This is a genomic window from Erwinia sp. MYb416, from assembly GCF_037479575.1.
In the GTDB taxonomy this organism is placed as follows: domain Bacteria; phylum Pseudomonadota; class Gammaproteobacteria; order Enterobacterales; family Enterobacteriaceae; genus Erwinia; species Erwinia rhapontici.
The window spans coordinates 194620-210949 of sequence record NZ_JBBGYT010000437.1 but is presented as its reverse complement, the minus strand read 5'-3'; the positions used below and the strand labels follow the sequence as shown (position 1 = coordinate 210949).

The 16330-nt window shown below is 57.3% G+C and carries 10 protein-coding genes; 3 read left to right on the top strand and 7 right to left on the bottom strand.

The features are described from left to right. Positions 1 to 184 precede the first annotated feature (184 nt). From WH277_RS09175 to bcsR, 7 genes are all read right to left on the bottom strand, one after another. Complete coding sequence (locus tag WH277_RS09175) at positions 185 to 1459, bottom strand: dicarboxylate/amino acid:cation symporter (RefSeq protein ID WP_133844594.1); 1275 nt, start codon at positions 1457 to 1459, stop codon at positions 185 to 187. Positions 1460 to 1643: 184 nt separating this feature from the next. After that, positions 1644 to 3641, bottom strand: coding sequence for a biofilm formation regulator HmsP (gene hmsP / locus WH277_RS09170; protein ID WP_339505345.1), 1998 nt, complete (start codon positions 3639 to 3641; stop codon positions 1644 to 1646). Positions 3642 to 3804: 163 nt separating this feature from the next. Continuing rightward, positions 3805 to 6783 (bottom strand): cellulose synthase subunit BcsC-related outer membrane protein, encoded by a 2979-nt coding sequence (locus WH277_RS09165; protein ID WP_133844926.1) that lies wholly within the window; start codon positions 6781 to 6783, stop codon positions 3805 to 3807. Continuing rightward, positions 6783 to 9044, bottom strand: a complete 2262-nt coding sequence (gene bcsB, locus WH277_RS09160; RefSeq protein WP_133844924.1) for a cellulose biosynthesis cyclic di-GMP-binding regulatory protein BcsB — start codon at positions 9042 to 9044, stop codon at positions 6783 to 6785. The genes WH277_RS09165 and bcsB overlap by 1 nt, the downstream gene beginning before the upstream one ends. Positions 9045 to 9054: 10 nt before the next feature. Continuing rightward, positions 9055 to 11664, bottom strand: a complete 2610-nt coding sequence (gene bcsA / locus WH277_RS09155; protein ID WP_339505344.1) for a UDP-forming cellulose synthase catalytic subunit — start codon at positions 11662 to 11664, stop codon at positions 9055 to 9057. Then, on the bottom strand, positions 11661 to 12389 hold the full coding sequence (bcsQ, locus tag WH277_RS09150) for a cellulose biosynthesis protein BcsQ (protein WP_171149452.1): 729 nt from the start codon (positions 12387 to 12389) through the stop codon (positions 11661 to 11663). Before bcsQ ends, bcsA begins: the two co-directional genes overlap by 4 nt. Then, positions 12389 to 12580, bottom strand: a complete 192-nt coding sequence (gene bcsR / locus WH277_RS09145; RefSeq protein ID WP_133844602.1) for a cellulose biosynthesis protein BcsR — start codon at positions 12578 to 12580, stop codon at positions 12389 to 12391. Before bcsR ends, bcsQ begins: the two co-directional genes overlap by 1 nt. 296 nt (positions 12581 to 12876) lie before the next feature. Here bcsR and bcsE point away from each other — a divergent pair, with 296 nt between their 5' ends. The 3 genes from bcsE to bcsG are packed head-to-tail and all read left to right on the top strand — an operon-like array spanning position 12877 to position 16264. Then, positions 12877 to 14424, top strand: coding sequence for a cellulose biosynthesis protein BcsE (gene bcsE / locus WH277_RS09140; RefSeq protein ID WP_133844604.1), 1548 nt, complete (start codon positions 12877 to 12879; stop codon positions 14422 to 14424). After that, on the top strand, positions 14421 to 14612 hold the full coding sequence (bcsF, locus tag WH277_RS09135; RefSeq protein WP_133844606.1) for a cellulose biosynthesis protein BcsF: 192 nt from the start codon (positions 14421 to 14423) through the stop codon (positions 14610 to 14612). Before bcsE ends, bcsF begins: the two co-directional genes overlap by 4 nt. Then, a complete protein-coding gene (bcsG, locus tag WH277_RS09130; RefSeq protein WP_133844608.1) occupies positions 14609 to 16264 on the top strand; it encodes a cellulose biosynthesis protein BcsG in 1656 nt (551 codons plus the stop codon). The genes bcsF and bcsG overlap by 4 nt, the downstream gene beginning before the upstream one ends. Positions 16265 to 16330 lie beyond the last annotated feature (66 nt).

Sequence of the window (16330 nt, the reverse complement as noted above, 5' to 3'; positions counted from 1 at the left end):
GCTCCGGAAAGCCACTGTTTTTAAAAGGAACAGCTCTTAGACCACGCATCGACGAGGATGTCACACAGCGGAATGAAAAATCATAAAATAATATGAGGGTTATTATGCAAATGCCCGCCGTGAGGGCAAGTCACGACGGGCATTTGAGGTGATTTTTTGTGAATTAAGTACTTATCGCGATGTTTCAGGCTACTTTTTGCTGCTTTTTACTCGCATTCAACGTCTCTTTTAACTGCTTTTCGTCCAGCTGACCCACCCATTTGGCCACCACCACGGTCGCCACGCCGTTACCCACGAGATTCGTCAGTGCGCGGGCTTCGGACATAAAGCGGTCAATGCCGAGAATCAGTGCCAGGCCCGCCACCGGCAGGTGCCCAACGGCCGAGAGCGTTGCCGCCAGCACGATAAAACCACTGCCGGTCACCCCTGCTGCACCTTTCGAGGAGAGCAGCAACACCACCAGCAGGGTAATCTGATGCCAGATATCCATATGGCTATTGGTGGCCTGAGCGATAAAGACCGCCGCCATCGTCAGGTAAATCGAGGTGCCGTCGAGGTTGAAGGAGTAACCGGTGGGTATCACCAGGCCGACGACCGATTTCTTACACCCCAGCTTCTCCATTTTATCCAGCATACGTGGCAGCGCCGACTCAGAAGAGGACGTCCCCAGGACAATCAGCAGCTCCTCTTTGATATAGGCAATAAATTTGAAGATATTGAAACCAACCACGCGAGCAATCAGCCCCAGCACCACCACCACAAACAGCAGGCAGGTGATGTAGAAGCAGATGATCAGTTGGCCGAGCTGTACCAGTGAACCCACGCCGTATTTGCCAATGGTGAAGGCCATCGCACCGAAAGCCCCGATCGGTGCCAGGCGCATAATCATATTGATGATGCCGAAAATGACCTTGGAGAAGCTGTCGATAAAGTTGAACACCAGCGTGCCTTTATCGCCCATACGGTGCAGAGCAAAGCCAAACAGGATCGCGAACAACAGCACCTGCAAAATATTGCCGCTGGCAAAGGCACCAATGACGCTGCCCGGGATCACATCCAGCAGGAATGCCACCACGCCCTGCTGTTCAGCCTGCTGGGCGTACATCGCCACCGCTTTAGCATCCAGCGTAGCCGGGTCAACGTTCATGCCCACGCCAGGCTGCAACACGTTCACTACCACCAGGCCGATAATCAGCGCAATGGTACTGACCACTTCAAAATAGAGTAGCGCCACGGCACCGGTGCGCCCGACCGCTTTCATGCTTTCCATACCGGCAATACCGGTCACCACGGTACAGAAGATCACCGGGGCAATAATCATTTTGATCAGCTTGACGAAGGCATCACCCAGCGGCTTCATCTGCGCGCCCAGCTCCGGGTAGAAATGCCCGAGCAGAACACCGACGGCGATAGCTGTCAGTACCTGGAAATAAAGACTTTTGAACAGGGAAGTTTTCATAAAGGTATCCGTTAACCGCGTTAATTGTTGTTTTTTAGTCCAACGACAGCGCGAAAGTAACATCCGGTTAACAGGATTGGTACGGGGTGGCCCGGCGTGGGGCCACCTAATCGACATTTATAAGAGCTGAATCACGTCAGCAGAAAGTTGTATAACTAAAGAAAGTAGAAGGTAGACCCGCGTCTCAGGATTGTGACAGATAACGTTGCTCAAATTGCGGCAGCGGCAGCGCCTCTGAATACAGATAACCCTGACCAATAGAGATACCCCGTGCCAGCAGCCAGTCACGCTGCTCTTCGGTTTCCACACCCTCGGCCACGACGTCCAGATGCATTATCTCAGCGATGAAAGAAACAATTCTCACCATACTGTCATTATTCGGCAACGCGGCGACAAAGCTGCGATCCATTTTTAGTTTGCTAATCGGCAGCGTTTTAAACTGATTCAGCCAGTTCAGATTGGCATAGCCCATACCGAAATCGTCCAGCGCGATGGAAACGCCGGTTTTCTGTAATTCCTGCAAAAGGTGCAGCGCCTGCTCTGGCTCACCGATCTGGGCGGTTTCAGTGATCTCCAGCATCAGACGACCAGGACGGATGTCATAACGCTGAATCAGCTCCTGTAAATGACTGACCATTGTGGCTTCGCGCAGTTGGATTGCCGAGAGATTCACACTCAGCGTCAATTCGATCCCCTGCTGCTGCCAGTCGGCCAGGAGACGACAGGAGGCTTCAAACACCCAGCGGCCGAGTGCGGTAATCACCCCAATCTCTTCCGCGTTAGTAATCAGATCTTCCGGCAGGCACCAGGAGCCATCGGGCTGACGCTGGCGCAGCAGCGCTTCAGCGCCCACCAGCTTGCCGTTGTTCATATCAATTTGTGGCTGCAACCATAGCGCAAACTGCTGCTGCTCCAGCCCCTGCAAAATATCATGTTCCTGGGTGAGACGTTTCTGCGCGCGCTCGGTTAATGCCGGGTCGAAGAACAGGATCTGATTTTTCCCCTGATGGCGTGCCGACATCATGGCCGAGGTCGCACGGGCCAGCAGATCGGCGGCACTCAGGCTGTCGGCTTCACGCAGTACCATGCCCACGCTGATATTCGGCCGCAGCTGCATATGCTGCAAACCGATCGGCTGATTCAGGCGCACCATCAGAGTCCGCGCCAGCCGCAGTCCACGGAACGGGTTATTCGCGCGTTTCACCAGCAGGGCAAAATCGCAGATCGACAGCTGCGCCAGTACCGTACGCTCATCAATACACTCGCGCATTTTCTCCACCAGCGTCAGCAGCATGGCATGACGTTGTTCGTCGGTGACCAGCCCGTTGGTCTCCAGCAGCGTTTCAATACGCACCACGATCAGAGTAAACATACCCGCCGGGCCAACAGCGCGCAGATGCTGCTCCAGCAGCGCCAGGAACAGCGTTTTATTCGGCAGGCCGGTGAGAGAAAAATGGGTGCTCATGTGGCTCATCTCATCAAAGGACGATGCCAGCATCTTCTGGTTACGGTTGTAGTGGCGGATCAACATGCCGATTTCATCATCACGATGATGACGCGGCAACGACAGCTGATGACCGATCGCCTGTTGCAGGCTCAGGTCCCGCAGCTCGTGGGCAATATTGCGCAGCGGGCGCACCATCAACCGATTAATACACCAGCTGATAGAGACAGAGAGGATCAGCGCCAGCAGCAGATAGGCGGTGACCATCGTCGAGACAGCACTAAGGATAAACTGATACACGCGCCAGGAATCGGCCTGCAACACCAGTATCGCCAGGGGCTTAGGGTTGGCCGGTTGGACAGAATAGAGAGGGACCGTGATTTGCACCGGCAGCTCAAACAACTCCATGATAAAACGTGGCACCGGTTTCTCGGGCTCAAAGTCCGTATGCAGCGCCTGGAGCCCATTGGGCAGCACCACTTCTGCGCGCGCCAGAATACCGGCCGGACGCAGTGAGTTAAGAATATATTCAGCCTGAGGAATATCCGCTTTGAGTACCGCCTGTGACAACGGCTGGCGAACGGTATGTGCCACGTTCTCCATTTGCTGGGCGTAGTCGATTCTGCGCTGCTGCACAAAATGAAAAAGCTGTATGACTATAAAAATACAAATGGCCACGACTGCAACGCTGGAAATCGTCGCCATTTGCTTAATCGTTAACGAACGACTGACGCGCAAGCCTGTTCTCCGAAGCACCGAATCTCTGATTCAGGGCATATAGGGCAAAAAAAACAGTCCCGAGTATATCCTAAGGCAAGCGTATTTTAAGCTATCACGCCTCGCAATCGTTCGTTTAGGGATTTTCCTGGTCTTCCTGTCCCCTTTTCAGGCTCCCTGCGCATTATTTAAAATCTGCATAGGGGATCAGCGGCTGCGGCGGCATATCCAGATCGCCCTGCCAGCCCGCCATCGAATAGCGCAGATACATCAATCCGTGGCTGGGGGTGTAATCCTTCGCCTGCTGAATATCCACCCCGAGCCCCAGCGTCCAGTGTGACGATAACCGCCGTTCCACCAGCGCCTGTAACGTGTAGCCAACGCCGCTGCCGCCCCCGTCACTGCCCGGCGGATTATCGCGGGTCAGGTCGCCAAAACTGAGAGGATAGCGCGGCTGAGCACGCGTTTTTGAGTGGGACAGCGAAACCGAACCGCCAAGGTCAAATGACCAGTTTTCTGTGCGCTGACGGAAGGTGACAGGCACTGACACTGACGCATAACGCTGTGGACTGTAGTAGCCGCCCTGGCCGAGAGAGTAGTCGCTGAGATCCTTCGCGTAATGCCACAGCATGCCATTCAGGCCAATCGTTGCGCGGCGGTTATCCTCGTTAATCCACTTATAGTAGTAGCCACTCATCAGGCGTTCGCGAGAGTTATCCGCCACGTTAGTGCCGCCGATCTGATGAGCGCTGATATCGGCCCAGATGCCATGTGCCTCACCCCGGTCATAGCTCAGGCCAATGGCACCCCCGGTAGCCACCACCCCGCCCCAGGTTTTTCCACTGGCCGGGTTCGGGTCGCGCGCCCCGGCAAAAGCCAGTAACGAGCTGGAAATCGGTCGCCGTGAGGCGGTCAGCGAAACACCCACCTCATCAATATCGGTATTCCAGGTCAGGCCCCCTACCCAGTTCGTGACCTCGAAACCGAGTGGGGTGGTGCCGAGATCGGCTGACCAGCGATCGCTGCGATATCCTGCGCCGATGCTGGTGCCATTCTGGTGCTGTTTAACGTCCTGGCGGCACTGCGCATCGTCATTGGCGCAGGTGCCGAAATTTTCGGTGATATTACCGCTGCTATTGCGTGAAAAGGTCCCCGCCGACACATCGACATTGTCCAGTCGTAGCCAGCTACGGCCCTCATCCCAGGGCGTTTCCGCCTGCAACATGGTGGTACGTGCGGTGAAATCTGAAATACCGCCGGTGCCTTTATTACGCGAGTAATCTTCTTCGAGCGTGAACACCGTATCCTGCTGCTTATACAGGTCGGCACTGTCGCTGCGGATACTCCGTTTCAGCCAGTCATCGCGCACATCGTTACGCGTCAGCCGGGTAAAGGTATCGTTATCGACCGGGGGCTGTGCAGCAATACCGCTGGACACCATCGCCTGCCGGTAATCGTTCAGTGCGGCCGCGGACTGGCCCTGTGCGGCCTCCAGCCTGGCGGCATCACGCAGGACCAGCGCACTCAGCTCCGACGGGCTCTCTTTTTCTGCCTGCGCTTTCAGCCCGGCATACTGTGTCCGCGCACGATCGGTTTCACCGATGCTCGCCCAGGCATTCGCCACCCGGCGTCCGTTGCTGAGGCTGGCTGCACTGACCACAGGGGGCAACGCCTGTAACAGACGCTGCGCATCAGCAGGCTGCTGCTGCGCTATCTGAGCATCAATCTGGTCGAGCAGACGCTGGCTTTCAAGACGGTCTGACAACGCCTGAATATCGGGCGTCCACCGGGATTTTGGCAGAGTATTTAGCTGCTTCAACGCGGCATCATCGTTATCACGCCCGGAGAGCCACAGCCCGTAGGTATAGACCTGTGCCGGGTCCTGCGGCTGGCGCCGGGCCATCGCCGCCATCACCGCCTCTGCCGCTGCCGTCTGGCCGTTTTCGCGCAGCGCTCCGGCGTAGCGATAATTCAGCCAGACATCATCCGGGGCATCCGGCTGCGCCTGGCGATATTTTGCTACTGCCTGCGACCATTTCCCCTGCTGCCCCAGCCGATCGGCCTCATCACTGAGCGCACTGCTACGCAGACTGGCAAGGGTATCGCCCAGCGCACGCTGCTGCGCAACGGGCAGGGTATTCAGGAAATCCAGCGCCCGCTGCGGGGACTGTTGCTGATAAACAGCGGCCAGCCGACGCACCGCCGTGGTGTTACCCGGCTCAACGCGCAGCGCTTCGCGGTAATGCTGTTCGGCCTGACTATTGTCCTTACGGGCCAGCGCCACATCGCCCAGGCCAATGCGCGCATAGCCGTCACGCGGGTCAAGCGGCCGTGCCTGCAGGTAGTAACGCTCTGCCGCGCGAGTATCCCCCTGCGCCAGCGCCTTATCGCCCTGTTCAATGGCCAGCCAGTACTGATTCGAACGCAGCAGGCTCTGCCATTTACTCACGTCGTCACCCTCCGGGGCAGCAGCGATCGCCTGGCGAAACCAGGTCGTGGCAGCCGCACGGTTACCGGCCTGAGTCAGCGCCTGGCCGCGTGCGCCCAGCGCCGCGGCACGGGTATCCGCTTGTGTGCGGCCGACATCCTGCTTTATCAGAGTAATCGACTGCTGTAGCTCTGCATTGCCCGGTGCCTGGCCGTCCAGTGCCTGCATTTCTGCCAGCGCCAGCGCCTGCTGGCCGGGCAGCCGCGCCACCAGACGCCAGTACTCCAGCGCAATATCAGTTGACGGAAACGCGCCGTGGAACAGCTGGTCCCAGGCGGTCCGGGCTTCCTCCAGCCGACCTGACGCCGCCAGTAGCCGTGCCTGCTGGAACTGCTGACGCCCTTCCGGCGTGATCAGCAGCATACTGGCTGCTGCCTGCCGCGCTGCCGCCGAAGACGGGGCAATCTGATTAAGCTGGCTCATCAGCCGGGCAGCGGTGGCCTGATCGCCCTGGCGCAGCGCCAGACGCAGTTTTGCCGCCAGCACATCCGGGTTATCCGGGGCAATTTTGTCCAGTCGGTAGAGTGACTGGGCGACCAGGTCGTACTTATTGGTCGCCTCCCCGGTACGCACCTGTTGTAACAGCCACGCTACCGGCGCCACACTGTCCGCCGCAAAAACGGCACTGAGCGGCAACAGGAGAACAGGCAGCAGCAGCCCATGCAGCGGGCGCATCACTCTTCGTCATCCTCGTCGTACAGACGACGACGGCTGATGCCGCGCATCACGCGCCAGACCAGTACCGCGAACAGGATCACCACCACACCCGCCAGCGTTGCCAGCCACAGCGGGTGCGTCGCCAGCAGGTTCCACAGGCGCTCCCACCACGGCAGGTGCCCGACATAATAGGTCTCACCCACACGCAGACTGTTAACGCCGGACTCTCGAATAATCGACACCGACCCAAACATCGCGTCCCGTTTGCCGCTGTCATTCATGGCATCGGCCAGCAGTCGCCAGGCCTGTGGACTGTCGGCCAGCAGAGCGACCACGCTACGCTGCTCAAAGAACGGCGACTGGAAGCCCACAACGGCGGCCATCGGCCCGGCGGAAACAATGGTGGTCTGGCTTTCCGGCTGCCGATCGACCGCCGGGCCGTCAACGCTGCTGAGTACCGGCTGACGCAGCGGTTTGTTAACCCAGCTTTTTGCCGCATCCACCAGCAGATTAATTTTGCTGTCATCTTTTAAGTCTGCGGGCAGGCTGCCAATCATCAGCAGGTCAGCATCCTCTGTTTTCGCCTGCGACCAATTATCAGTCAGGCGAACCTTCATCGCCGGATAGCCACTCTGTGCGCTGATGGTGGCCAGTGCGTCGAGCATTGCGGTCACCTGCTCAGGCTGCGGCTGCGCGTTGACCAGTACCAGGGTCTTCGCCAGGTCGGCCTGACGGCTGAACGGGAACCCGGCGGAGGCAAAAGCACGCAGGGACGGCATTTCGATAAAGTGGCGATAACCCGAGAAGTCGACGGTGGAGCTACCGTCGATCACCACGTGATTTTTAACCGGCACCACCGTTTCACAGCGCCCGTCGGCGGTTCCACCAATAAAGGTCAGGGCATAGTCAAAATCGAAGCGCAGCTGATTGACCACATCCAGGCGCAGTGCCGGGATCGTCAGGTTAGTACTGCCATCCTGCAGTCCCTGGATCAGCGGAATGTGTAGCAGCTGCTGACTGCGGTCTTTCTTCACCACCAGCGGGTAGTCCTGAACAAACTGATTATTCAGGTGAACGGCCAGTCGTGAACTGTCGTTCAGGATCGGCGAGGTGTAGCGATAGCGCAGATCCATATCAATCCCACGCGCGCGGATCAGGAACAGGTCCGGCGGCAGATTGAGGGTGAAATTGAGCGGCGAAGGTTGCAGGCCATCAGACTGCAACTGCCCCTGATACTGCTGCAATTCCGCGAAGGTGGTGGCGCGGTCGGTACGCACCCAGTTGGGGGCATCGTAAGGCTGACGGTCAGCCAGCGGTTTCAGTGAGTCAACGATGGACGTCTGTCCGCGTAACAGCAACTCCCCCTGCGCGATCCCCTGAACCGCCATAATCAGATCGTTATCGTCACGGCCCATGACCAGCAGCATTTTCTGATAGGGATTGTCTGGCTGGCTGACGATCGACACGGTCGGCTTATTCACCGGCGGAAGATCCTTCAGGAAATCCGGGCGCTTAGCGTTGGTCGCAAACACCACTGCATGCTGATCCTGCGGCAGCTGGTTGTACATCACCGGGAAGTTCTGCCCGCGCCACTGCGCTTTGGTACCAAACCAGGACGCCAGAATACCCGCCGCACGCTGTTCGGCAAGGTCCGGCGCTGAGGCAAACACCACCGGCAGCGACATCGGACGGTTATCGCGGCTGTCGAAGAACGGTTCCGGGAAATGTGAAAGATCGTTGGTCAGCGGCAGCTTTTGCAGCGTCAACGCCAGACGGCTCTCTTTACCGATATCCAGCCAGATCGAACTGTACGCCGGGTTTTCGCAGACGTTGGTGTAATGTCCCACCAGCTCAAAACGAATGCGGTTGAAATCACCAATAAAACGCGGGTCAATCGGCACTTCCACCTGGTTCTCTTTTCCCAGTTGTTCGGCGGTGAGCGTCACCAGTCCGACCATTTCGTCATTCAGGTAGATTTTCAGGTGCGACAGCGTCGGGAGCAGCGCGGGTGACGGGCGGAAACTCAGCATCAGCAGCGCCTTTGTCGCCACCTCATCGCTGCGCACGCCAAATTCAATCTGCCCCTCGGGATGGGTGCCGCGCAGGGAGAAAGCCCCGGGCGGCGGCGCGATTTTTGCAAAATTGAGCACGGACTCGCGCAGCGGTGCAGCGGGCAGCGGTGATATCACAGGCGCCTGTGGCGTGGGGATATCGGCCGCCTGACTCAGTGGCATCACCCCGATCAACAGCGCAGTAAACCAGCTTTTTTTTATCATCATCATTTTATCTTCACTGTTGCGTCACGGGGCTGCGCACGCGCCCCACACCATGAGGGAGGAAAGAGGTTATCCACGCTGCCAGCGCGGTTAAACCAACAAATAACTGGCGCATGCGCGGTGGCCCGTACTCCGCCAGACGCAGATAGCCTTTAAAGCCCAGCACCACGATATCAACCAGACTTTGTACCGGTTTATCTTCCGGGAAGCCGTCCTGCCAGAGTGCCCAGGTATCGGCCCGGGCAAAGGTGCACTGAATAAATTCAACGTGCTGCTGCGTCGTCAGGTTATCCAGCCGGATGCCCGCCCGGCGGCCAAAGGTGCGCTGCACAATGCACGGGAAGCTGAACTCCTGCTGGCCCCGTTTAAGCAGTAAAAATACCGCCTCATCATCGCTCAGCGCATTGCCTTCACGCAGCTCCACCCCAACGCCACCGTCTGAATAGTCACGCAAAGTGCAGGGCAGCAGATGCCCGTCTGCGCGGGCAATCGCCGCAGGCATCGCAATCTCCACGCGATGCGCTTCACGGATCTGCCGGGCCTCAACGGACACCGCCACCGCGCCCCCCAGAATAATCAGGTTGTAAAACACCCAGATCAGGCTGACCAGCACCGTCAGGATCTCGCTGGGCGGGCCGTATGCAAGGCGCCAGACGGCGGCGACAACGCCGGCAAGGTTAATCAGCACCAGGCACATATAGGGGCGGGTGATCACCCAGTCGAGGTGCTCTTCCGCGACCAGCCCGCCCTTGGCCGTAACGTTGAATTTCCCCTTATGCGGATTCAGCAGCGCCACGGTGGTCGGGCGCGCGATATACCAGGCCAGCACGGTTTCATAGACCTCACTCCAGAAGGAGTGCCGCCAGCGTCCCTGGATACGCGAGTTGGTCAGACTGGTGTGCAGCATATGTGGCAGCACGTAAATGGCGATCGCCAGCGCCGGGGCGAAGATAATAAACGCGTGGCACAGCAGGAAGGCCAGCGGGGCCAGCAGGAAAATCAGCCGGGGAATGCCCGAAAGGAAGTGCAGCATGGCATTGGCGTAGCACAGGCGCTGAACCAGCTTCAGCCCTTTGCCGAGCAAAGGGTTGTCCAGGCGGAAAATTTGTACCATCCCGCGCGCCCAGCGGATGCGCTGCCCGATATGCGCCGACAGGCTCTCCGTTGCCAGCCCGGCGGCCTGCGGAATGCGGATATAGGCCGAGGTATAGCCTTTACGGTGCAGGCGTAGCGAGGTATGGGCATCCTCCGTGACGGTCTCAACGGCAATCCCGCCTATTTCCTCCAGGGCGCTACGGCGCAGCACCGCGCAGGAACCGCAAAAGAAAGTGGCATCCCAGACATCATTCCCATCCTGGACCAGCCCGTAGAACAGCGTGCCCTCATTGGGCGTGCGGCGAAATCGTCCGAGATTACGCTCAAAGGGGTCCGGCGAGAAGAAGTGATGCGGTGTCTGCAACATCGCCAGTTTAGGATCTTTGAGAAACCAGCCCAGGGTCATTTGCAGGAACGAGCGCGTCGGCACGTGGTCGCAGTCAAAGATGGCGACGTACTCACTGCGGCACACCGTGCGCAGGGCATGGTTAACATTGCCGGCTTTCGCATGCTCGTGGGTTTCACGCGCCACGTACTGAATGCCAACGCTGGCGGCAAATTCACGAAATTCCGGGCGTTGCCCATCGTCCAGCAGATAGATCGTCAGCTTCTCTCGCGGCCAGTCGAGGCCCAGTGCAGCATAAATGGACGGCTTAACGACGCTTAACGGTTCATTGTAGGTTGGCACCAGCAGGTCAATCGTCGGCCAGCTATGAGTATCCTCCGGCATCGACACCGGCTGACGGTGCAGTGGCCACAGGCTCTGGAAATATCCCAGTAACAGCACCACCCAGGCATAAGTTTCAGCGGCAATCAGCAGCAAACCAAAAAACAGGCTTAGCCGATCATCCCAGTTCAGCGTAACGGTATAACGCCACCACAGATAACGGCAGGAGATGGTCAGTGACAGGACAATCATCATCATGACCGGCAGGCGGCCCGGAATGCGCCGCACCACCATCGCCACCATCCACAGCACCATAACAAAAATAAACTGCGTCCAGATATCAAACGGCTGCGAGATGCACAGCAGGGCCAGCGCCGTAGCCACCAGCACCGCCACGCTGAACAAGGCTTTGCGCAGCCACGGATGCAGCTGATTTAACCAGCGCTCACCCCGGCTCTCCAGCCTGCTGCGTTGCGCTTTTTGCGACAGGCGGTGCAGCCAGCGATGAAAGAGTTTGCGCCTGAGTGCCAGCGGGCGGAAGGCATTCAGCCGCACGCGCTCACTGCGCGGTGAGGCATCAAGCGGCATAAACAACATCAGCCACAGGCTCTGCACCAGATAACGCAACAGATCCGCCGGGCGTGGACGTTCCGGCGAAATCTGCGGGTAAAGATGGCGACGGCGGGCACGCACGGACTGCCACTCCGGGGATTCAAATCGCAGCAGCGTCCAGCCCAACATCACCAGCAGGCACTGGAGCGCGGCGGCCAGCACCGGGGTACGATGACGGCGATAGTCGCGATAACGCTGGTGTAATGCCTGCCACACCGGGGGGATCAACAGCCAGCGCAGCGGGTTCATGCCGCTTTACCTTTAAGGTTGACCAGGCACCAGGTCGCCAGTGTCGCCATCTCCTCTGCCGCCAGGCTGAGTGGGCGATATTCGCCCAGCGGTTGCTTGCTCAACAGCGCTTCGGCCACTGCCTCATCGCGATGGATCACCAGCGGAACCATCGCCCTGAGCGAGCTTAACCACAGCTGGTGCAAATCCTGCTGCGCCTTGCTGACGGAAGTAAACTGGTTGATCAGGAACAGGGTGTTGGCAGGAAAGCTCGCCTGATGCAGGCGCAGATGGCAGTTGCCATCCGGGTTGAGCACCAGTAAATGGTGATCGGCCTGCAGCAGCGGAGGATTCAGATGGGATAACTCCGCCGGGATATCCAGCAGTACCCAGCGATACTCGCTACGCAGGGCTTCAAGACGCGTGGACCACGGGGTCAGTAACGCTTCAGGCTGACGAAAATAATCCTGCCCTTCTTCACGCGGAAGCTGCCCAAAGGGAATAAAGTCGAGTTGCGCGGTATAACGCATCGCGCTCTGCTGCCACGGCTGCTGGTGTCGCATGCTGTGTGCCCAGCCACGGGACTGTGTTACGGGAGAATTAAAATGGGTACTCAGCTGATTATGTGGTGAAAAATCAATGGCAATAGTCCTTTCCCCAAGGCGGTTCAGCGCCCAGGCCAGCCCTGCTGTGACAGAAGTGGTACCCACACCGCCACGTAATCCCGACAATGCAACGATCGGCATTAACTTTCCTTATTCTGAAGTGCACCCAATTCTGTCAGTAGTGGCCATCGCGCATAAATGGCAGCCAGTCTTTCCTGACGGGCAATATCGATATAACGAAATGCGCCGAGTGAAAATGCCTCCCCCAATGCACTAATATCATCAGGTGGCTCACTCTCGGTTTGTAAAGCAGGACGCTGATTTTTATTCATCTTTGCCAGCCATTATGCAGGAACAGGTCGATTTAATAATACACATTTGTCACGTTAATGAGTTAAAGCTCATTGCTTTACCATGCCAGAAAAGCCATCGATGGCGCACGACCCCACACTGACCGCCGTCAGTGGTCAGACTATCCCGACAATCTAATGCATAAAAATGTGAAAGCGATATCAATGATTCACTGGCACCTGTTAAGTAGTAATGTATATTTACAGTATAACAAGCGGTATGAAAATTTTTTCCAGGCTGCCATCACGCTGGATTATTCCTGGTGCAAAAAAATCTTATGACGATTTCATTTACCTTAGGGCTTGGACAGGTTCAAAATGAATTAGTGTTGATGCAACCGCCAGGCTGCTACTGGGTCACAGTAAACAGGCAGGAAGATGCACGCCTGCTGGTGCGCCAGACGATAGCCGCTCAACGAGCGTTGACCCTGATCAGCACGACTGAACCTCCCCACAGCCTGCTGACACCTGCCCCACAAGGCGGCCCGAATAAGATCCCGTTATTCTCTTTGCCTGAAACGACCGAAGCGCTGATGGATTTAGCGGAAGATTTTTCCCGGGTATTAGCCAATAAACCCCGATTCCTGATTTTTTATACCGCCTTCAGTACGTGGGAGACGTTATCGTCCATTGAGTTAAATAACTGGCTGAAGGGGATTCAAAAATGGTTAACCGCGCGAAAATCAACATTGTTGATTATCACCTCCGGTCCCGGCGTTAATCTTCTGCGCAATGATTTACAGACACGCTATCGCCATCTGGATGGTTTGTCGCATCTTGAATGGCAACAGGACAGCTGGAATTACCGGGTTAACTGGTGGTGTAATAAAAGTGGCATGCTGGCAGATCGTGCGCTGCGCCTCACTTTGATTCAGGATGCTTTCCAGCAAATTAATGAAGAAGAGCAAAACACACCGTTAACATTAAATGATGAATATCTTTATCTGGCAGAAAAAACGGTACTGGAAGGTGCGCCCCCTCTTTCCAGCGCATGGACGCTGTTTGATGATAACAGCCAGCTTGCCAGCCGGGCACAGCAGGCCAGTGCCGCCACGGTGATCTTTAATCTGCATCATAACGACCAGATCGCGACTCTGGCGGGTGATATTCACGGCCTGCGCCGCACGCGCGGCAGCGCCCTGAAAATTGTGGTGCGTGAAATGCAAACATCCCTGCGCTACAGCGATGAACGCCTGCTGCTGGCCTGCGGCGTGAATGCCATCGTGCCCTTCAATGCCACTATGTCGCGTTTTCTGACCACTCTGGAAGGGTTGCAGGGGCAGTTCTATAACCGCCATGTGCCTGCTGACCTTGGCGTTTTACTGCGCTCCATGCAGCCACTGCAGGAGAAAGGCTACCTGCCGCTGGAGCATTTTTGCCGCTCAGTGGCACGGTTGATCGATAACACCATGCTGCCGGAGGATGGCAAAGGTCTGCTGGTGGCCCTGCGTCCCGTTCCGGAACTCAGCCCTGAACAGGCACTGACGCTGTGCAAGCCGCGACGCTACGGTGACCTTGTGACGCGTATAGAGGACCGGGTGTATCTGTTCCTCTCTTCCTGCCGTTACAACGACCTGGATACGGCATTGCAGTACATTTTCCATCTGCCACCCAACGAGATTTTCACCAACCGGATGGTGTGGTTTGAAGATTTACAAATCCTCTCGGAAGTCAGGCAGATAACCAGTATGTTGCCCAGCGCCTGGCGTGATGCCCCACCGACTGAGACCCACGAATTGGCGGCCGATACCAAACAGCCAGAGATCCGCCTGGTGCCGGAAGAAGTGACGCTCGCCACCCGTTCAGATAAAGAGGGCCCGCAATGACACTGATGGATGGGGTGCAGATCGTCATTCTGCTGCTGTTGATCCTGTTATTACTGAAGCCTTTTTACAGCCGCTGGCTGCCCAAAAAATGGCGCGGGATCCTGCACCGTGTTCTGCCCCCCCGCGCCCTGAAATATGAAGGGACCTGGCGGCGAAAATCTCCTGATTCGGAAACCAAGAAACGATGAACGATCGCCAACCTGTCACTTCTTCTTCCCCCCCTGTCTGGCGCTACTGGCGCGGGCTGGGCGGCTGGAATTTTTACTTTCTGCTCAAGTTTGGGTTGCTGTGGTTTGGCTACCTTAATTTCCATGCGCTGAACAATCTGATTTTCCTGGCGTGGCTGCTGATGCCGATCCCATCGGTGAAGCTGCACCGGCTGCGTCACTGGGTCTCCATTCCTATTGGTATTGCCCTGTTCTGGCAGGATACCTGGCTACCGGGCCTGCAAACACTGCTTAGCCAGGGCGGGCAGCTCGCCGGATTTTCCGCCGACTATCTGCTGGACTTAGCGACCCGCTTCATTAACTGGCAGATGGTTGGTGGTGCCTTTATTCTTCTGGTGCTGTACCTGTTCCTTGCCCAATGGGTACGGGTGACGGTAGTGGTTTCGCTGATGCTGGTGTGGGTGAACGTGGTGAACCTCGCCGGACCGGCATTTACCCTGCTGCCAGCCGGGGAAGCCACACCGCCGGTGGCAACAAACCCGGCACCTGAGGCCACAAAAAGTGCGGCAAGCGGTATGGAAGAGACACTTCCTCCCACCAGCGCCAACCTGACGGCTCATCTCAACGCCTTCTATAACAGCGAAAAACAGCGTATTACGCAGTTCCCGGAGACGCTGCCTGCGGACTCCGCGCCCTTTGATATTCTGGTGATCAATATTTGCTCGCTGGCCTGGTCGGACATCGAGTTTGCGAAACTGCGCAATCACCCACTGTGGCAGCACTTTGATGTGGTGCTGGATAACTACAATGCCGCGACCGGCTACAGCGGGCCGGCGGGGATCCGCCTGCTGCGTGCCAGCTGTGGTCAGAGTTCGCACAGCGATCTGTACAAACCGGTTGATGAGCGTTGCTATCTGTTTGATAACCTGGCGAAGCTCGGCTTTAAGCAGCAGCTGATGCTGGACCATCCGGGCGTATTTGGCGGTTATTTGCAGGAGCTGCGTGATGACGGCAATTTACAGGCCCCGCTGATGTCACAGGCCGGGCTGAAACCTCAGTTAACCTCGTTTGACGGGGAACCGGTGTTTGATGATGCCCAGGTAATGCAGCGCTGGCTGGATGACCGGCAGAAAAGCAGCGATGCCCGCAGCGCCACTTTCTATAACTTGATTCCGCTGCACGACGGCACACGTGCACTGGGCAGCAACAAAACCGCCCCCTGGGAGCCACGGGCGCAAAAGCTGTTCGATCAGCTGGATGCTTTCCTGACCAATCTGGATAAGTCCGGCCGCCGGGTGATGGTGCTGGTGGTGCCGGAGCACGGTGCGGCGCTGGAAGGTGACCGGATGCAGATGTCCGGCCTGCGCGATATTCCCAGCCCGTCGATTACCCATGTTCCGGTGGGCATCAAGTTTGTTGGTATGAAGGCACCCCATGCGGCACAGCCGCTGGATGTCAGTACACCGACCAGCCTGCTGGCGATTTCCGAGTTGGTTTCCCGCGTGGTTGATGGTCAGGTGTTTAATGCCGCCAATGTGAATATGGCGACATTGACGGCTGATTTACCCCAGACCCCGGTGATCTCCGAGAATGATAATGCGGTGGTGATGATGTATCAGGGTAAACCGTGGATTCGGCTGAACGGTGGGGATTGGGTGGCGTATCCACAGTAGGGGGGGGGGGGGGCCGACCCTATGCAAAATGAGGGTGGGTGACCTGTCCGTTGTAGGGGTCGGGCA

Bases quoted from the DNA above. Each gene is read 5' to 3' on its own strand.
- WH277_RS09165 (WP_133844926.1), bottom strand. From the start codon at position 6,783: ATGCGCCCGCTGCATGGGCTGCTGCTGCCTGTTCTCCTGTTGCCGCTC.
- bcsG (WP_133844608.1), top strand. From the start codon at position 14,609: ATGAACGATCGCCAACCTGTCACTTCTTCTTCCCCCCCTGTCTGGCGC.
- bcsQ (WP_171149452.1), bottom strand. From the start codon at position 12,389: ATGCCGATCGTTGCATTGTCGGGATTACGTGGCGGTGTGGGTACCACT.
- bcsE (WP_133844604.1), top strand. From the start codon at position 12,877: ATGACGATTTCATTTACCTTAGGGCTTGGACAGGTTCAAAATGAATTA.
- WH277_RS09175 (WP_133844594.1), bottom strand. From the start codon at position 1,459: ATGAAAACTTCCCTGTTCAAAAGTCTTTATTTCCAGGTACTGACAGCT.
- bcsR (WP_133844602.1), bottom strand. From the start codon at position 12,580: ATGAATAAAAATCAGCGTCCTGCTTTACAAACCGAGAGTGAGCCACCT.
- bcsF (WP_133844606.1), top strand. From the start codon at position 14,421: ATGACACTGATGGATGGGGTGCAGATCGTCATTCTGCTGCTGTTGATC.
- bcsA (WP_339505344.1), bottom strand. From the start codon at position 11,664: ATGAACCCGCTGCGCTGGCTGTTGATCCCCCCGGTGTGGCAGGCATTA.
- bcsB (WP_133844924.1), bottom strand. From the start codon at position 9,044: ATGATGATAAAAAAAAGCTGGTTTACTGCGCTGTTGATCGGGGTGATG.